The organism is Larkinella rosea (genome assembly GCF_003858635.1).
Lineage (GTDB): Bacteria > Bacteroidota > Bacteroidia > Cytophagales > Spirosomataceae > Larkinella > Larkinella rosea.
Map to the genome: position 1 here is coordinate 216,301 of NZ_RQJO01000016.1, position 17,102 is coordinate 233,402.

The 17,102-nt window shown below is 53.5% G+C and carries 10 protein-coding genes; all 10 read left to right on the forward strand.

What is annotated here, in order from left to right; translation table 11 throughout:
• Positions 1-394 precede the first annotated feature (394 nt).
• The 10 genes from EHT25_RS30920 to EHT25_RS30965 are packed head-to-tail and all read left to right on the forward strand — an operon-like array spanning position 395 to position 17,099.
• The gene (locus tag EHT25_RS30920; RefSeq protein ID WP_124879319.1) at positions 395-3,535 is read left to right on the forward strand and encodes a SusC/RagA family TonB-linked outer membrane protein; all 3,141 of its coding nucleotides are present in this window, start codon (positions 395-397) and stop codon (positions 3,533-3,535) included.
• A gap of 14 nt (positions 3,536-3,549) precedes the next feature.
• Entirely contained in the window at positions 3,550-4,962 is a 1,413-nt protein-coding gene (locus tag EHT25_RS30925) for a RagB/SusD family nutrient uptake outer membrane protein (protein ID WP_124879320.1), read from the forward strand.
• Between the two features lie 31 nt (positions 4,963-4,993).
• The gene (locus tag EHT25_RS30930) at positions 4,994-5,692 is read left to right on the forward strand and encodes an SGNH/GDSL hydrolase family protein (RefSeq protein ID WP_124879321.1); all 699 of its coding nucleotides are present in this window, start codon (positions 4,994-4,996) and stop codon (positions 5,690-5,692) included.
• Entirely contained in the window at positions 5,689-8,478 is a 2,790-nt protein-coding gene (locus EHT25_RS30935) for a GH39 family glycosyl hydrolase (RefSeq protein ID WP_124879322.1), read from the forward strand. Before EHT25_RS30930 ends, EHT25_RS30935 begins: the two co-directional genes overlap by 4 nt.
• Positions 8,479-8,489: 11 nt before the next feature.
• The gene (locus tag EHT25_RS30940) at positions 8,490-9,422 is read left to right on the forward strand and encodes an alpha/beta hydrolase (protein WP_124879323.1); all 933 of its coding nucleotides are present in this window, start codon (positions 8,490-8,492) and stop codon (positions 9,420-9,422) included.
• Between the two features lie 47 nt (positions 9,423-9,469).
• Positions 9,470-10,624, forward strand: a complete 1,155-nt coding sequence (locus EHT25_RS30945; RefSeq protein WP_124879324.1) for a hypothetical protein — start codon at positions 9,470-9,472, stop codon at positions 10,622-10,624.
• A 47-nt stretch (positions 10,625-10,671) separates the two neighbouring features.
• Complete coding sequence (locus tag EHT25_RS30950; protein WP_124879325.1) at positions 10,672-12,198, forward strand: GH39 family glycosyl hydrolase; 1,527 nt, start codon at positions 10,672-10,674, stop codon at positions 12,196-12,198.
• Positions 12,199-12,209: 11 nt separating this feature from the next.
• Positions 12,210-13,844, forward strand: a complete 1,635-nt coding sequence (locus tag EHT25_RS30955) for a glycoside hydrolase family 28 protein (protein ID WP_124879326.1) — start codon at positions 12,210-12,212, stop codon at positions 13,842-13,844.
• A 22-nt stretch (positions 13,845-13,866) separates the two neighbouring features.
• Complete coding sequence (locus tag EHT25_RS30960; RefSeq protein WP_124879327.1) at positions 13,867-15,378, forward strand: glycoside hydrolase family 28 protein; 1,512 nt, start codon at positions 13,867-13,869, stop codon at positions 15,376-15,378.
• Between the two features lie 2 nt (positions 15,379-15,380).
• Entirely contained in the window at positions 15,381-17,099 is a 1,719-nt protein-coding gene (locus EHT25_RS30965) for a sodium:solute symporter family protein (protein ID WP_124879328.1), read from the forward strand.
• The last annotated feature ends 3 nt before the right edge of the window (positions 17,100-17,102 follow it).

The following is a 17,102-nucleotide window of genomic DNA, read 5'->3' on the forward strand; positions in this document are numbered from 1 at the left end:
CCATCGGTTCGCTGCTTAAAGAAAATAGCCGGTTGGTTGTGGCCAATGTATCCTAGTAATTTTCCAGTTACCAAAGCGGTTTTATCGAACAGATCAAATTGTTACAAAATACTTATACTGTATCATTGTGATAGTAAATGCAAGTTTACTCGATTAAAGTAAAATTACAAGCACGTCAGCCGGGTAAATCTTCCATAGATTGTACTTTTAAAGTATAAAACCGGCCTAATTCCGACAAGGTCTGCAAGGGTTTATAATTATTCAATTAGTCCGAAAACTAAAAATAGTTCTATAAAAAATAAATAAGTAAAAATAATTGACAATAACGGGCCTAGATTATAGTATTGTAATGATAAATTCTAATTTATCATTGATAAATAATATCTAAACCCTCATGAATAAACTTTCTCACTATCAAAGTCGAGCCTGGCTGTTGGGATTGGTCTGGCTGTTGACAGTAAGCCAACTGCTTGGCCAGACAACCCATACCGTTACGGGTCAGGTTTCTGACGAAATAGGCCAGCCGCTACCCGGTGTTACCGTCCTTGTCAAAAACCCCGCGACGGCAGACCGGAACAACGGAACGACAACGGATGCCAAGGGAGCTTACCGCTTAGCGGTTCCGGCGGGCAGTGCAACGCTGGTTGTTTCGTACCTGGGCTATACGAGTCAGGAAATTGCCATTAATAACCGCTCGGTGATTGACGTTCAATTGGCACCCGATACCAAAGCCCTGAACGAAGTGGTCGTGATTGGGTATGGTACCCAACAAAAAAAGGACCTGACCGGAGCAGTCGCTTCGGTTACGGCCAAAGACATTCAGCGCCTGCCCGTTTCGGGTCTGGATCAGGCCTTGCAGGGGCAGGTGCCGGGTTTACAGATTTCCTCGACATCCGGCGCACCGGGTGGAAACACAAATATTCTGGTACGTGGTATTGGCTCGGTATCGGGCGGAAATGAGCCTTTGTTCGTCGTAGACGGTTTTCCGATCAATAACTCTGGTGTTGGCAATCCGTTGAACACCATCAATCCGGGCGATATTGAATCCATTGAAATACTAAAAGATGCGTCAGCCACGGCCATATACGGGTCGCGGGGGTCCAATGGTGTCGTGATCGTTTCGACCAAACGGGGTAAATCAGGGAAAGCCCAGATTACGGTGGATGCCTACACGGGCGTTCAGGAACCGGCCAGATTGCTGAAAATGATGAATTCGCGGCAATTTGCCGAATTCGTCATTGAAGGCCACAACAACGGCTGGCTCGACAATGGCGGCCCCACTGCGAAAATCACCGATCCGAACAGTGTTCGCTCCACTTCGTATCGGATACCCGAAGAATGGCAGAACCTGAATAACCTGCCAGCCATCGACACCGATTGGCAGAAGGTTATTTTCCGCACGGCTCCCATCCAGAATTACCAGATCAGTGCCGTTGGGGGGAATGATAAGTTACGTTATTCGATGTCGGGCGGTTATTTCAATCAGAAAGGTATTCTGATCAGTTCCGGTTTCCAGCGGTATTCGGCCCGGATCAACCTCGACGGTCAGCTTAGCCCCCGGTTAAAGGTGAGCATGAACCTGGCACCTACCTACACGGCTACCGACAACGTTCCGTCGACGGGCCACTACGGCGACTTTAACGTTGTGGCGGAGGCACTGTCGATGCCTCCGCTGATTCCGGTTTACAACCCGGACGGCACCTACGGTAACACAAACGCCCTAACCAACGTGGGGATGGGGGCGATTCCGAACCCGGTGCAAACTGGCAACGAATACAAAAGTGCCAACTCGCAGTTCCGGGTGCTGGGCAACCTGTTTGGTGAATACGAAATCATGAGCGGTTTAAAGCTCAAAGTAAGCGTCGGAACGGATTTTAACTATTACACAACGAACACGTTTAAACCGTCTACCTTATCGTCGAGCGCTTCCGTATCACCCGCTACCGCCAGTATCGTCAACACCTCGGACGTAAACTGGCTGAACGAGAATACGATCAATTACCGCCGGACGTTTGGGGCACACGCCATCGATGCGCTCGCCGGTTTTACCATCCAGAAATCGACGACAACCGAAACGACAACAAGAGCAACCAATTTTGCCGACGATCTGCTCCAAAACATCAATGGCGGTCAGATTACGGGTGGCGGTTACAGCATTGGGCAATGGTCGTTGTTTTCGTACCTCGGCCGGGTCAACTACGCCTACAATGACCGGTATTTGGTAACGGCCACCATTCGTGCCGACGGTTCATCGCGCTTCGGTTCGGCCAACCGCTGGGGGACGTTCCCTTCGTTCTCGGTCGGCTGGCGCTTATCGGAAGAACCGTTTCTGAAAGACCTGAAACTGTTCGACGATTTCAAAATTCGGGCGGGCTACGGTTTTTCGGGAAACAACGCCATTGGCAACTACCGCTACCTGGGGCTGCTATCGGCAACGAATTACGTGCTGGGAAATACGCAGGTGCCGGGGCTTTCGCAGAACAGTTTCACCAACAACAACTTAGGCTGGGAAACCAGCAAACAAGTGGACATTGGTCTGGACCTGGCGTTCTTCAACGGCCGCTTGCAATTCACAGGCGATTATTACAACCGCCGGAATACGGATATGTTGCTGAACAAGGCCATTCCGTCCGTAACGGGCTACACCTCCGCCTGGGTCAATATCGGTGAGCTGGAAAACAAAGGAGTCGAACTGGCGTTGTCGGGCAAACCATTAGCCACCCGCGATTTTCAGTGGACGAGCAGCTTCAACATCACGTTCAACCGCAATAAAGTATTGCGGCTCGGTACGGATGGCGAACAACTCTTTTCCGATGGCGGACGGGGCGATGTCAGCATCACGCAGGTTGGGCAACCGATCGGTAGTTTCTACGGCCACCAGGTGGAGGGTATTTTCATGACCCAGGAACAACTTTCCTCCCATGCCAAGCAAACCGGGGCAAAACTGGGCGATTTTATGTATAAAGACATCGACGGAAACGGCGTTATTTCCGATGCCGACCGGACCATTCTCGGCAACCCGCAGGCCCGCGCTTTTTATGGTTTCAACAACACGTTTACGTACAAAAACTGGTCGTTGAACATTCTGATGAATGGCGTTCAGGGGAAAGACGTGTTCTGGGCCGGGGCGGTTTTTGTGCGCGGGTACCACGGTGTCCAGAACAACCTGGCCGAAGTCATCGACAACTACTACAAATCGCCCGACCAACCCGGCGATGGCAACTCACCCCGCATTATCCGGGGCGCCCTGAACAACAACCTGCGGTATAGTTCTTTCTTTAATTTCGACGGTTCGTACCTGCGGATTCGGAACGTGACGCTGAATTATAATCTGCCGTCGAATCTGGCCAAGCGAATCGGGATGCAGGGTGGGCGGATTTACCTGACTTCCAATAACCTGTACACCTTCACGAAATACCCGGGTTACGATCCCGAAATCAGCAACTCCGGCGATAACATGCTGGCGTCCGGCATCGATTACCTGGGGTATCCGCCCGCTCGTTCGTACACGCTCGGTTTAAGTCTCACCTTCTGACCAGCTCATTCCTCATGAAAGCCAAACATATTTTTCTCGTACTATTCGGTGCAGGCATTCTGACGAGCTGCAACGATAACTTTCTGGCCCTGACGCCCCAGACCGACCGGAACACCGTCAATTTTTACCAGACAGCGGCCGATTTTAACAATGCCGTCGTAGGGTCCTATGCCGCGCTCAAGCTGTCGGGTGTCTATGGCACATCGCTTTACTGGATGGGGGAAGTATCGACCGATAATGCGGATTACGGAGTGACGACGCGGCAAGCCGTGAATGTTGACAATTTTCAGTTTGTCGACCGTACCTACACATCCCTCAACGACATTATTTATGCCGCCTGGCGTGACCACTACATCGGAATCAGCCGGACAAATGCCATCCTGACCCGCATTGAAGGAGCCAACATTGCCGCCAATCTGAAAACACAATACAAGGGCGAAGCTCAGTTTATCCGGGCGCTGCTCTATTTCGATCTCGTCCGCCTGTTCGGCGATGTGCCCCTGGTGACTACTGAAATTACGTCGCCCGACGGGGCCAGCAGCCTGAACCGGATGTCGGCAGAGGATATTTATAAACTCATCATCAGCGACCTGCAAAGTGCCGAACAGGCCTTACCGGTTTCTTACGGAACAGCGGATGTTGGTCGCGTACCACAGGGGGCGGCCAAAGCCCTGCTGGGCAAGGTATACCTGACCCGGAAAGACTGGGCCGCAGCTGCCGGTAAACTAAAGGAAGTAATCAGCTCGGCTAAATATCAGTTGTTGCCTAAATATGCCGATGTGTTCAGTTTTGCAACGCCTACCAACGCCGAGATTCTGTTCAACGTGCAGTATAAATCGGGGAATACGGGGCAGGGAAGCAACTTTGGACCCGTACAGGCCAGTGAAGGATCCCGCATTACGGGGGGTAGTATGCGGTACCCAACGGCCGACATGGACGCGGCCTATGAAACCGGTGATCTGCGTAAAAGTTTCTCCATGCGGTCATCCTATATCGACGCAACCGGTCAGACGATCAACCAGCGCTACGTAAGCAAGTATGTGCAATTTGGCTCGCTGGCGGGGGATTCGGACATCGACTTTCCGGTGCTTCGTTACGCCGATGTCCTGCTGATGTACGCCGAAGCGCTGAATGAGGTAGGCTTTAACCCGGAAGCCGTAATGTATCTGAACCAGGTACGCAAGCGGGCCGGGCTGGCCGATACGAAAGCGACCGACCAGGCAAGTTTCCGGCTGGCGATCGAGCAGGAACGCCGGGTTGAATTTGCTTTCGAAAATCAACGCTGGTTCGACCTGGTCCGGACGGGCCGGTACGTCGCCGTCATGGCGGCTAAAAAGCTGCCGGTTAAGGATTTCAACATGCTCTACCTGATTCCGCAGCGCGAAATTGATCTGAACAAAAACCTGAAACAGAATCCGGGGTATTGATTAATCTGGGTTCTATTAAAGCCTTTTGTCGATGAAATTCCCTAAAATCCTAGCGTTTATCCTGCTGACGGGCCTGCTGGTCAGTGCCGCTCCGTCATTGCCGACAGTCTACGTCATCGGCGACAGCATTTCGATGCGCTACGGGCCATTTCTGGAAAAATATGTGCAGGGCGTCTGGCAATACGATCGAAAAAGCGACGATGGACAGGCGGCCAAAAACCTGGACGTACCGGTTGGGGCAAACGGTGGCGATTCGCGCATGGTGCTGGCGTTTTTGAAGATCAAAACCGCTGAAAAAGCGTTTCAGCCGGACGTTCTGCTGCTGAATTGTGGCCTGCACGACATCAAGCGAAACCCGGAAACGAACGTCATTCAGGTGGACTCGGTGAGTTACCGCAAAAATCTGGAAGCCATTTGGCAACTGCTCCACAAGCGGAATATCCGGCTGGTCTGGATGCGCACGACATCCGTGGAGGACGAACGGCACAACACCCGCTCCAAGGCTTTCAAGCGGTATGCCCGCGATCTGGACGCTTACAATGCCATTGCCGACGAGGTGATGCGCAAACACGGCGTCGCGGTCATTGACCTGTATACCTTTACCCGAAGCCTGGGCAGCGATCATTTTGTCGACCATGTGCATTACGACGATTCGGCGATGCAGTTGCAGGCGGCTTACATCGCCGGTTTTTTACAAGGCCAGCTTCCCTTAACTCAACAACGGAAATGAGCATCGTGAACCCCTCTCTTCTCGCAGCGAGTCTGTTGAGCCTGACAGCATCCTTCGGCCAAACCCCTCCCGAACCGACCGGTTTTCGGGAGATCGGGCAATTGCGCCCCCGTTCGGCGAAAGAAATCACCTCTTCGACCTGGTCCATCGGGGGCGAAACCCTCGACCGGGATTATACCGATTACCAATCCTATAAATCGTATTTAGGCCCCCTGGGTGCCAAACGGATTCGGCTGCAGGGCGGCTGGTCGAAATGCGAGAAAGTCAAAGGGAATTATGACTTTGCCTGGCTCGATGCCGTCATTCCGGATGCGCACTCGCGGGGTGTATCGCCCTGGGTTGAATTGTCCTACGGAAATCCGCTTTACGTCGGGGGCGGTGAAGCAAAACTGGGGGGACGCATTCCAACCTCCGAAGAAGGGTTGACAGCCTGGGATAACTGGGTCAAAGCCATCGTAACCCGCTACAAAGGGCAGGTTCCCGAATGGGAAATCTGGAACGAACCGGACCTGAACAAAGACAATACAGGCGAAGAAGTCGCCACCTTCTACATCCGGACCGCCAAACTGGTGAAGTCGATTCAACCGGGTGCCAAACTGATCGCCCTGGGCATGGCGGGTGTGCCGCGGGAGACCTTCATGAAGCCTTTTCTGGACAAGTTAAAAAAGGAAAATGCGCTTGATCTGATCGATATTCTGACCTATCACGGGTATGCCGCCAATCCCGATGAGTCGTATCCGAAAATTGAGGAAATGCGCAAACTGGTTTGGGGCTATAATCCGAAAGTCGTTTTCATGCAGGGCGAAAACGGTGCACCCTCAACCGCCAGCGCGGTGACCATCGGCGCCCTTCGGCAGTGGGACTGGACCGAACTCAGCCAGGCCAAGTGGGATTTGCGTCGGATGCTGGGCGACCACGGACGCGGCATTGCGACCAATCTGTTCACCATCAGCGACATTCACTACGCGGCTGGCGATCACATGACGGGGGTAAATACCAAAGGTCTCCTGAAAACCAACCCCGATAAAACCATTGAGCGGCCGAAGCTGGCCTACAAAGCGGCTCAACACGTTTTTTCTACGTTCGACGACCAGATTGAACGGCTCGATAAAACCCGGCCAACCGTCAACCAGACTACCGTTTCGGCGTTTCAATACCGCCAGCGGAAGACCGGCGGCAGTCTCGTCACATTATGGAGCGGTGAAGCTCGCCCGGCCGAAACCTACACCCCCAAACCAACCGACGTAACGATTGAAGGAAAGTTTACAACACCGGTTTTTGTTGATCTGATTAGCGGCCGGGTCTATGAAATCCCGAAAAACCAGTGGAAAAAAACGGGCAACAGTTACACATTTACGGCCATTCCGGTGGCGGATTATCCGGTACTAATTGCCGAAAAAACCGCCCTGCCGCTTACGACCCCAACCGGCCAATCGGCCAATCCTAATTTTAAATACCTGGGCAAAATAGCGCCGAAGCATTCACGGGAGATTCGTTCGTCCAACTGGTCGGTGGGTGCCGAATACATGGACCGGGATTATACGGTTTACGCCAACTGGAAAGATTATCTGGGGAAACTGGGGGTCAAAAAAGCCCGGATTCAGTCGGGTTGGGCGAAGTGCGAGAAGGTGAAAGGGCAGTACGACTTCGCCTGGCTGGATGAGATCGTGAATGACATGGTGAAACAAGGCGTTACGCCCTGGATCAACCTGTCGTACGGCAATCCGGTTTATTCGGGCGGAGGAGGCACGACCCTGAATGCGGCTATTCCCTATTCGGGCGAAGCGCTGGAAGGCTGGAAAAAATACGTTGCCGCCCTGGTCAATCGCTACGGCGACAAGGTAACCGAATGGGAAATCTGGAATGAACCGAACTACAAAATTGCCATTCCCGATTATGCCAACTTCTTCATAACCACCGCCGAAACCGTCCGGTCCGTTCGGCCCACTGCCACAATCAGCGCCTTCGCCCTGGGCAGTGGCGTCGATTACAAATTTGCCGACAACGTTCTGAAGATCCTTCAGGAAAAAGGCAAACTCGATCTAGTCGACGAAATCACGCACCACCGGCATATTGCCAATCCGGATAACCGGGAACCGGAAATCGAACTGGAGAAAGTCGTTGCCAAATACAATTTGCCTTCCAGCTCCAGAAAAATACGAATCCGGCAGGGCGAAGCGGGTTGCCCGTCCGCCTGGAGCGATCATTTTGCGATGAACAAGTATCCCTGGACGGAACTCACCCAATCGAAACACATCCTACGGCGACTTCTGACCGATCTGGGGCACGATAAAGAGTCGTGTTGCTTCACGATCATGGATGCGAAAACGCCCGAAGAGTGGAACCATAAGGGGTTGCTGCAAGCCCGGGAGGACATGACCGTGGCCTACGCCAAACCCGCTTATTACGCGTTTCAGAACCTAATTTCGGTATTCGACGACCGACTGGATCGGCTGAAAACCTATCCGTATTCGGTCAAAAAAGAAGATAACAGCACTTTATCGCTGTATGCGTTTGCGGATAAAACCAGTCAACTTCAGGCCGTAACGGTCTGGATCAAAGACAATGTTCCATCCAACAACAACGAACAAACGTTGTGCGATTTCACCTTTGCCAACGCCCGGTTCAAGGATCCGGTTTGGGTGGATCTGGTCGCCGGAACCGTGTACGAAATTCCGAAGGAAAGCTGGCAGAAAAAGGAAAACCTATTCCGCCAGATTCCGCTCTATGATTCGCCGGTTTTGATTGCCGACAAATCGCTCATTCGTTTATCCCCAAATCAATAAGCCCGTTCTTCATGCGTCATCCACTGGCACTTTCAATCCTCCCTTTGCTGGCAGCCACCCTGTTTCAGGGGCGGAGCCTGGCCCAGTCGGAGCCCGAAGTGCCCTTGTATGCAGCGGGTATCCCGAATGCAGTAGCCAGTACACAACCCGAGCGAAGGACCTACGATGCCGCCGGGCGTTTAACGGCCTTATCGAATGTGCTTGTTCCGCGACTGTTTGTTTACCGCCCCGCTTCGCCCAACGGAACCGGTCTGATTGTCTGTCCGGGCGGTGGATATCGGAACCTGAATACCGAGAATGCCCGGTTCATTGCCCAACGATTGAATCAATGGGGAGTCACGGTTTTCGTGCTCACGTACCGGTTACCCGCCGATGGCCTGATGCAGGACCGGTCTATTGGGCCGTTTCAGGACGCCCAGCAAGCCCTTCGGCTGGTTCGGCAGCGCGCTGCCGAGTGGGGTCTTCAACCCAATCGCCTGGGCATATTGGGTTCGTCAGCGGGCGGACACGTAGCCGCGATAACCGCAACCCGGTTTACAAAGGCGTTTGAACCGGGAAAAGACACCAGCGGTTTACGCCCTGATTTTCTGGTACTTTGCTGGCCAGTCATTAGTTTCCGGGCCGACATGGCCCACCCGGGTTCGGTAAAAAATCTGCTGGGCGATCACCCAACGGCTACACAACGAGTCGAATACTCGCCCGAAGAACACGTAACAACGGCCACCCCGCCGACCTTCCTGGTCCATGCGGGTGACGATCCGACGGTGAAATTCAGCAACAGCATCCGGTTTTACGAAGCCCTCAAAAAAGCGGGTGTGCCGGCCGAACTGCATCTCTACGAAAAAGGCGGACACGGTTTTGGTCTCAAACCCGATCTGCCCGACTCCTGGATGACACAACTGGAAATATGGCTACGAAACCGGGGACTTCTGAATCGATCCTGAGTCACAAAACATACCTCATCAATCCCTTACGAATCAACACCTAACGAATGGAAACTGCCGGTTATCAACGGATTAAGGATACAGCCCTGAATTTTGTCAAGTCAATGAAAATTGGCGATACGCCGGGCGTTTACCGCAAGGAACGGAGTGAAGGCGAAAGCTTTTACGGTTCCTACCATGCGGCCCACGTGCTGGATTTATTTGGCGAACTGCACAATCGCCCGGCCGCCGATCTGGATCGTTGGGCCAACCAATTCATAAACCGCCAAACCGAGCAAGGTTTTTTCGCCGGAAAACCGTCGGAGTTCAGCCGCATCCGAACGCTGGACGAGCTGGAACCGGTCTGGCACTACACCCGTGGGAACATCTGGGCGCTTCGGGTGCTTGATCGCAAACCCGAACGCGAACTTCGGTTTCTGGAACCCCTGCTCAATGCCGATCGGCTGTACCGCTGGGTGAAACACTACGACTGGCGCAATTCCTGGGCTGCGGGTAATCAGGTTCTGGCTGCGGCTACGGCGCTGTTTGCGCTCCGCGACTGGTTTGGGGCTTCGGAAGTCGATGCGCTGATGGAGAAGGCGGTTTTTCCTGCCCTCGAAGAGTTGCAGGACCGCAAAACCGGTTATTGGGGAACGCAATTGGGCGCCGATCGCGCCAATGGCCTCTTCGGCACCATCCACGTGATCCCTATCTATTTTGCCTTAGGCTGGCCCCTGCGGCATTTGGAACGCTCCATCGACTCAACGCTGGCCTGCCAGTTAGCCGATGGTTCGTTCTGGCCGGGTGGCTCCGACTGCCCCGATTTCGATGGGGCCTACCAATTAGCCAACCTGGCCGCCCTGACCGATTACCGTCGCGACGATGTGAAAACCGCCTGCCGTCGCTACCTGGCACATGCGCTTCAACACGAAAGTCCGGACGGGGTTGGCTGGTTGCTCCACCGCCGGGATAGTCAGCCGAAAGACTGGGTACCCCGCCCCCACTGGATCTGGCAGGAAGGAGCCAATACCGCCACCGCCGAACTGCGCGACGAAGACCCGAATCGCACGCACATCATGCTGGGCTCGTGGTTTTATCCGCTTTCGATTGCGCTGGTGAGCCACCTTCTCGGCAACACCGGATACGAAGGTCCGTATCATTTCAACAGCCACTCGCTGCACGTCTGTAACGTATTCAACGAGCCGTTGGAACAAAACCAGTAATCATCGTCATTCCGACCGGTTTTGCCGGTTGGGATGATCAACGAAAAATGAAATCAACGATGGAAAACAACCGCCGGACTTTTCTAAAAACCCTGTCGCTACTGCCCCTATCCGCTTCTTTCGAGCTAAAAGGAAATGCCACCGAATCCATTTCTTCATCCGGCAATCCTGCCGCTGCGTTAAAAAAGATCGGTTCGATTCGCCTGAAAAAACCCACCGAAATTAAAAGTTCTCCCTTCGGGATCGGCTGCGAAACGCTGGATCGTGATCTGTGGAAACCCAAAGACGTGTATCCGTGGATGGATAATCTGCCGGTCAAATGGGGTCGTCTACAAACCGGTTGGGCGCGTGTGGAGCGGGAAAAAGGCAAATACGACTGGGGCTGGCTCGACGAAAGCGTTGACGGCCTGGTGAGCCGGGGCGTCAAGCCATTTTTTAACGTGGGCTACGGGAATACCAATTACCAGGCAGGCGAAGTGGGTTATTATCCCTCTGCCGCCGACCCCGTGGCAAATGCCGCCTGGCAAAAATTCGTTGTTGCCGTTGCCAAACGCTACAAAGGCAAGGTGCAGCATTACGAAATCTGGAACGAACCCAATCTGTCGGGCTTCTGGAAACCCGACAAACCGGACCCCAAAAAATACGTGCAGCTGGTTCGCGAAACCGCGCCCCTGATCCGGAAAAGCAACCCAAATGCGATTATCGTCGGAGGAGTGGTTTCGCGCATGCCGATCACGTACGTTCAGGAGCTTTTTAAAGAAGGGTTAGGGGAATTGATCGACATCTTCTCGTTCCATCCGTATACCACCCTGCCCGAAGCTTATACCGAACGAACGAAAGCCCTCCGCCAGTTCATCGATCAGTATAATCCTAAAATCCAAATCTGGCAGGGCGAGAACGGTTTTCCGTCGGATCCCAACAGCACCGGTTTTATCGGCGAAGGCCCCTGGACCGAAACCATTCAGGCAAAAATCATGCTGCGCCGGCTGCTGACCGACTGTTCGCTGAATCTGCCGATGACACTGTGGTTTCTGATCGTGGATCTGCACGATTACCCGAAGGGTTCAGGCAATACAAATTACAAAGGCATCCTCCGTCAGAAACCGGAAATCAAACCCAAAATAGCCTATAAAGCCCTGCAACACCTGGGTAGTCTGGTACATGGCGAGGTTCGTTCCCGGACGGCCATTGTCCATGCGATGCCGGGGAAAGAAGCTGCGACCGAAAAAGAATACCAGGCGTTTGGCAACGGCGTCCGGAAGAGTCTGGCAACCATCTGTACGGCAACATTAAATACCGACAACGGTCCCGTTCTGGCTTACTGGTCCGACCAGAGGGCCTCCGACAATCCAACGACCGACAGCATTCACCTGTTTCTCTGGGACTGGGAAGGCCGGGGATTCACCGACCCGGTTTTGGTTGATCTGCTCTCCGGTGAGATTCTTGAAATACCGGACAAACAAAAGTCATCCGATGAAGGCAAAGGCCGGGTGGAAGCCGAAGCGCAGATTTTCCGGCAGCTTCCCGTATCGGACTACCCGATGCTGATTATGGAAAAAAGTAAAGTCGTATAATTCATTTCACCATGTCGGGCGCATTCAACATTCTCTTTCTCTGGCTTGTCGTTTCCATCAGCGGTTTTGCCCAGAAGTCAACCGGCGTTTGGGACGTCTTCGCAACCGGGGCCAAAGGCGACGGTAAAATACTGGATACCAAAGCGATCCAGAAAGCCATTGACCAATGCCACGCAGCCGGGGGCGGTAAAGTGTACTTACACAACGGCCAGTTTCTGTCCGGTACAATTTACCTGAAAAACAACGTCACGCTCTGGGTGGAAGCCGGTGCTACGCTATTGGGCAGCCCGAAAGCCGCTGAATTTCCGGATCAGCCATCCGAATTCCCGACCTACGACGAGCATCCGCTGACCAGCAAAGCCTTGATTTATGCTGAAAACGTCCGAAACATCAGCATCGAAGGACGCGGTACCATTGACGGACGGGGCGATTTGATCGATAACCGGGGACCTAACGATCCGTATCTGCGCCCTTCGTTCAAATACCGTCCCCGAATCATTCACGTCCGCGGTTGTGAGAATGTCCAGATTAAAGGAGTCACGCTGCAGAACGCGGCTTCGTGGGTGCAAACCTACCAGGCCTGTAAAAACCTGATCATCGACGGGATTACGGTGGACAGTCGGGAAAACAAAGACGTGGAGAATCCCAATCGGGAACATGCCGTCAAGCACCGAAATACCGACGGTATGGACTTGGTCGACTGCGAGGTCGTTCGTGTCAGCAACTGTTTCATTACCAGTGGCGACGATGGCATCTGTCTGAAAAGCTTTTCACCCGACAGAGCCTGCCGCAACATCACCATCAGTAACTGTGTGGTCAGCTCGGGTGCCAGTGGCATCAAGATCGGGACAGAAACCGCCGGTCGGATCGAAGACGTTGTGGTTCAGAACTGTACGGTATTCGATACCTGGGGCGATGGCCTGGCCATCATGACCGTCGATGGAGCTCAGATCAGGCGGGTTACTTTTTCAGACATTAGCCTGCGAAACATCAAACGCTCCGGAATTTTCATTCGATTGGGTACCCGGAACAAGAAATACGGCGCAAATACGGTGGTCAACAAACCGGTTCTTCAGGACGTAATGATCTCGAATGTTCAGGGAAGTCGGCTGGCGTCGTTGGGTTGCTCGGTTACGGGTCTACCGGATTATCCGGTCGAGAATGTGCTGCTTCGAAACCTGAATCTCGAATTTGAGGGTGGCATCACCGGTGTAAAATCAACCCCCATTCCCGAGAAAGCGGATGCCTACCCGGTCGGAACGATGTTCGGAGCTACCTTACCCGCGTACGGTTTTTACGTTCGGCACGCCCGAAACATGACGTTCGATCAGGTGCAATTGCGTTTCGCCAACGAAGATCAGCGCCCGGCAGTCGTTTTTGACAACACCGAGGAGCTGGAAATTCGGGGCTTAAAAGCGCAAAGTGCCGCCCAAACGCCGGATCTGATCCGACTGATCAACACCCGTAAAACCAACATTGCGGATTCCCGTCCAACGTCGGCAGTCGCCACATTCCTGTCGGTTTATGGGTCCCAATCATCCGCTATTACGCTGATCAATAATCAGTTGGTTCTATCAAAGCAAACGTTCTTTTTTGAAACCCCATCCCTGAAAGAATCCGTCAAAGAATCAGGAACGATCCAGTAATTGGTCAAAGCCCATTGGTACTATGCATAGATTCGTCCACATCCTTTTCTTCAGCCTGCTTCTCGCAGTCAGCGGTTTTGCCCAGAAGCCTTCCGGCGTTTGGGACGTTTTCGCGACAGGAGCCAAAGGCGATGGCAAAACGATGGACACCAAAGCGATCCAAATCGCCATCGACCGATGCCACGCGGCCGGGGGCGGCAAAGTGTATCTGCACAACGGCACGTTTCTATCGGGCACGATCTACCTGAAAAGTAACGTCACGCTCTACGTTGAAGCGGGCGCTATCCTGTTGGGAAGTGCCGACGTGAATGATTACCCCAGTACGGCTTCAAAATACCCGGCCTACGGAGGGGAACTGGTGACAGAGAAAATGCTCATTTATGCCGAAGAGGCCCACCATATTGCCATCACCGGGCGGGGAATCATTGACGGACGGGGAGACGATTTCAACGGCCCTTACCTGTCGCCGTCGTTCAGCGGCCGTCCGCGGATTCTGCATTTCCGAAACTGCGACAACATCCAGGTTCGCGACATTACGTTACGTAACTCCGGCTCGTGGGTGCAGTTTTACCAGTCGTGCCGAAACATGGTGATTGACGGCATTACGGTGGACAGCCGCGAAAACAAAGACATTGAAAAACCCCGTCATGCCGATGCGAAAGGCCGCAACACCGATGGCATGGATCTGGTCGACTGCCAGCTCGTGCGGGTTTCCAATTGCTTCATCAACAGTGGCGACGACGCCATTTGCCTGAAAAGTTTATCGCCCACTGAAAGCTGCCGCGATATTACCATCACCAATTGCATCGTCAGTTCCAATGCGTCGGGTATCAAGATCGGGACAGAAACGAGCGGAGCGTTTGAAGACATTACGGTTCAAAATTGCACCGTATTCGATACGCGCGTCGATGCGATCAGTATCATGACGGTCGATGGCGCCCGCATCGAACGGGTCACTATTGCGAACATTTCGGTTCGCAATGTGAAGGGTACCGCCATTTTTGTTCGATTGGGTGCCCGAAACCGGACCTACCGCAAAAATGCCCAAGCCACTGCGGGAATGCTGAAAGATGTTCTGATCGAGAACGTGCAGGGTACCCGAATTGGGGGCTACGGTTGTTCAATTACCGGCATTCCGGGTTTTCCCGTCGAAAATATAACCCTGAAGCAAATCCGGCTCCGCTTCGATGGGAGTAACATCCCCCTGCGGAGTGACGACGATACGCGAAAAACCGCCCCGATCGAACCGCCGGTGGTCAATCCGATGGTTCCCGAAAAAACCGATGCCTATCCCCGCGGTGAAATGTTCGGGCGGTTACCGGCTTACGGGTTTTACATCCGGCACGGCAGGAATGTAGCGCTGGAAAATCTTTCCCTCGATTATGCGGGCGAAGAAAACCGGTCGGCCATTGTCGCAGAAGATGTCGACGCGTTACAAATCCGTGATTTAAAAGCAAAAGCCAGCCCGAAGGTTCCGGAGCTGGTGCAGCTTAAAAACGTTCGAAATTCTCCAAACATGCCTAAATCAAACTAAACGTGCAGACGCTTCAACAACTGGATTACTGGGCCATTGCCATTTATATGCTCCTGATGGCGGGCATCGGGCTGTTTCTGGGCAAATTCGTCAAAAACATCGGCGACTACTTCAAGGGGGGCAACGCCATTCCGTGGGTGTCGGGCGCCATCAGCAACTTCATGACCAAGTTCAGTACCTTCATTTTCGTGGCCTATGCCGGAATTGCGTACCAACACGGTTTTGTCGCATTAACGCTGATCTGGAGCACGGTTCTGCCCGCCCTGATTGGCGTTGCGGTTTTTGCGAAACGCTGGCGCCGGGCGGGCATCATGACGCCGATGGAATTTCTGGAAACCCGCTTCAACGCGCCCGTTCGGCAGACCTTTTCCTGGATGGGTGTTCTCTTCAAAATTCTGGACAACATGGTTCGGCTCTATGCGCTCGGCCTGTTTGTCAAGGCAGCAACGGGTCTTTCGCTCGAAGCATCGATTCTGGCCTGCGGAATCATTGTCGCCCTTTATACGGTCGTGGGTGGTTTGTGGGCGGTTGTCGTGACCGATGTCGTCCAGTTTATTATCCTCATCGTTGCCACCTTGATTTTAGTTCCGCTGACGATTCAGGCGGCCGGCGGGTTGCCCAGGATGATGGCGACCATTCCCGATCATTTCACCTGGTTGAATGGTCCCAAAGGAATGCCGTTGTATATGACGGTTTATTACCTCATGATTCTGGTCAAATACAGTGGCAACTGGACGTTCATCCAGCGGTTTTACAGCGTCCGTGACGAACGGGCCAGCCAGAAACAGGGCCTGTTAACGGCGGTTTTTTTCTTCCTGTTTCCGGTTATTTTCCTCTTTCCGTCCATTGCGGCCAAAGCGCTGATCCCCAACCTCGAAAACCCCGAAATGGCGTACGTCAGCGTTTGTCTGAAGCTATTACCTGCAGGGATTATGGGGCTGATGGTCGCGGCCATGTTTGCCGCTACGATGTCGGTGCTAAGTGGCGAATACAACGTAACGGCGGGTGTTCTGACGCGGGATATTTACCAACGGCTTTTCAATCCGAATGCGACGGACACTGAAATGCTCTGGGTCGGTCGCCTGATGACGCTGGTCCTCGGCGGGCTCATTACGGTTGGCGCGCTCTTCGTTGGCGGTTTTGGCGGTGCGTTTGAGGCCAATAAGCTCTTTACGGGCCTGTTCGCCATACCGATGACCCTGCCTCTGGTGCTGGGAATCGTGCTCAAACGGCCGCAACCCTGGGGTGCCTTTGCCACCTTAGTGACCGGAGTGGTTTTAGGGCTGGTGCTGAATTCGATGCCGCAGGTTTCCTGGGAGTGGGCAACGCTGATCGAAATCATCGCCTGTGTGGTCGTTTTCCTGGTTTCGGGCGTGCTCATTTCACCCAAAGAAGCCTACCAACAGCGCGTCGACGCTTTCTTTCGTCGGCTTCACACCCCCCTGACCGACGCGGAGAAACCCGCTGAGAATCCCGGTTTTATGCAGACCATGAACCGGTTGTATGCTGTCGCTCTGGTCGTAACCGGGATTTTATTCATGGCCATGAGCGTACCGTCGCTGAGCGAAACCAGCGGCCGGGTCGCGATAGGTGCCGGACTGCTCTGCCTGCTGCTATCGGGACTAATGTGGTACCGCGCCCGCCGACCGGTTTCCGGCTCTCCCATCACGCATCCAACGCAGCGTCAACAAACCGTTGATACCACGATCGATAATCATTGAAAA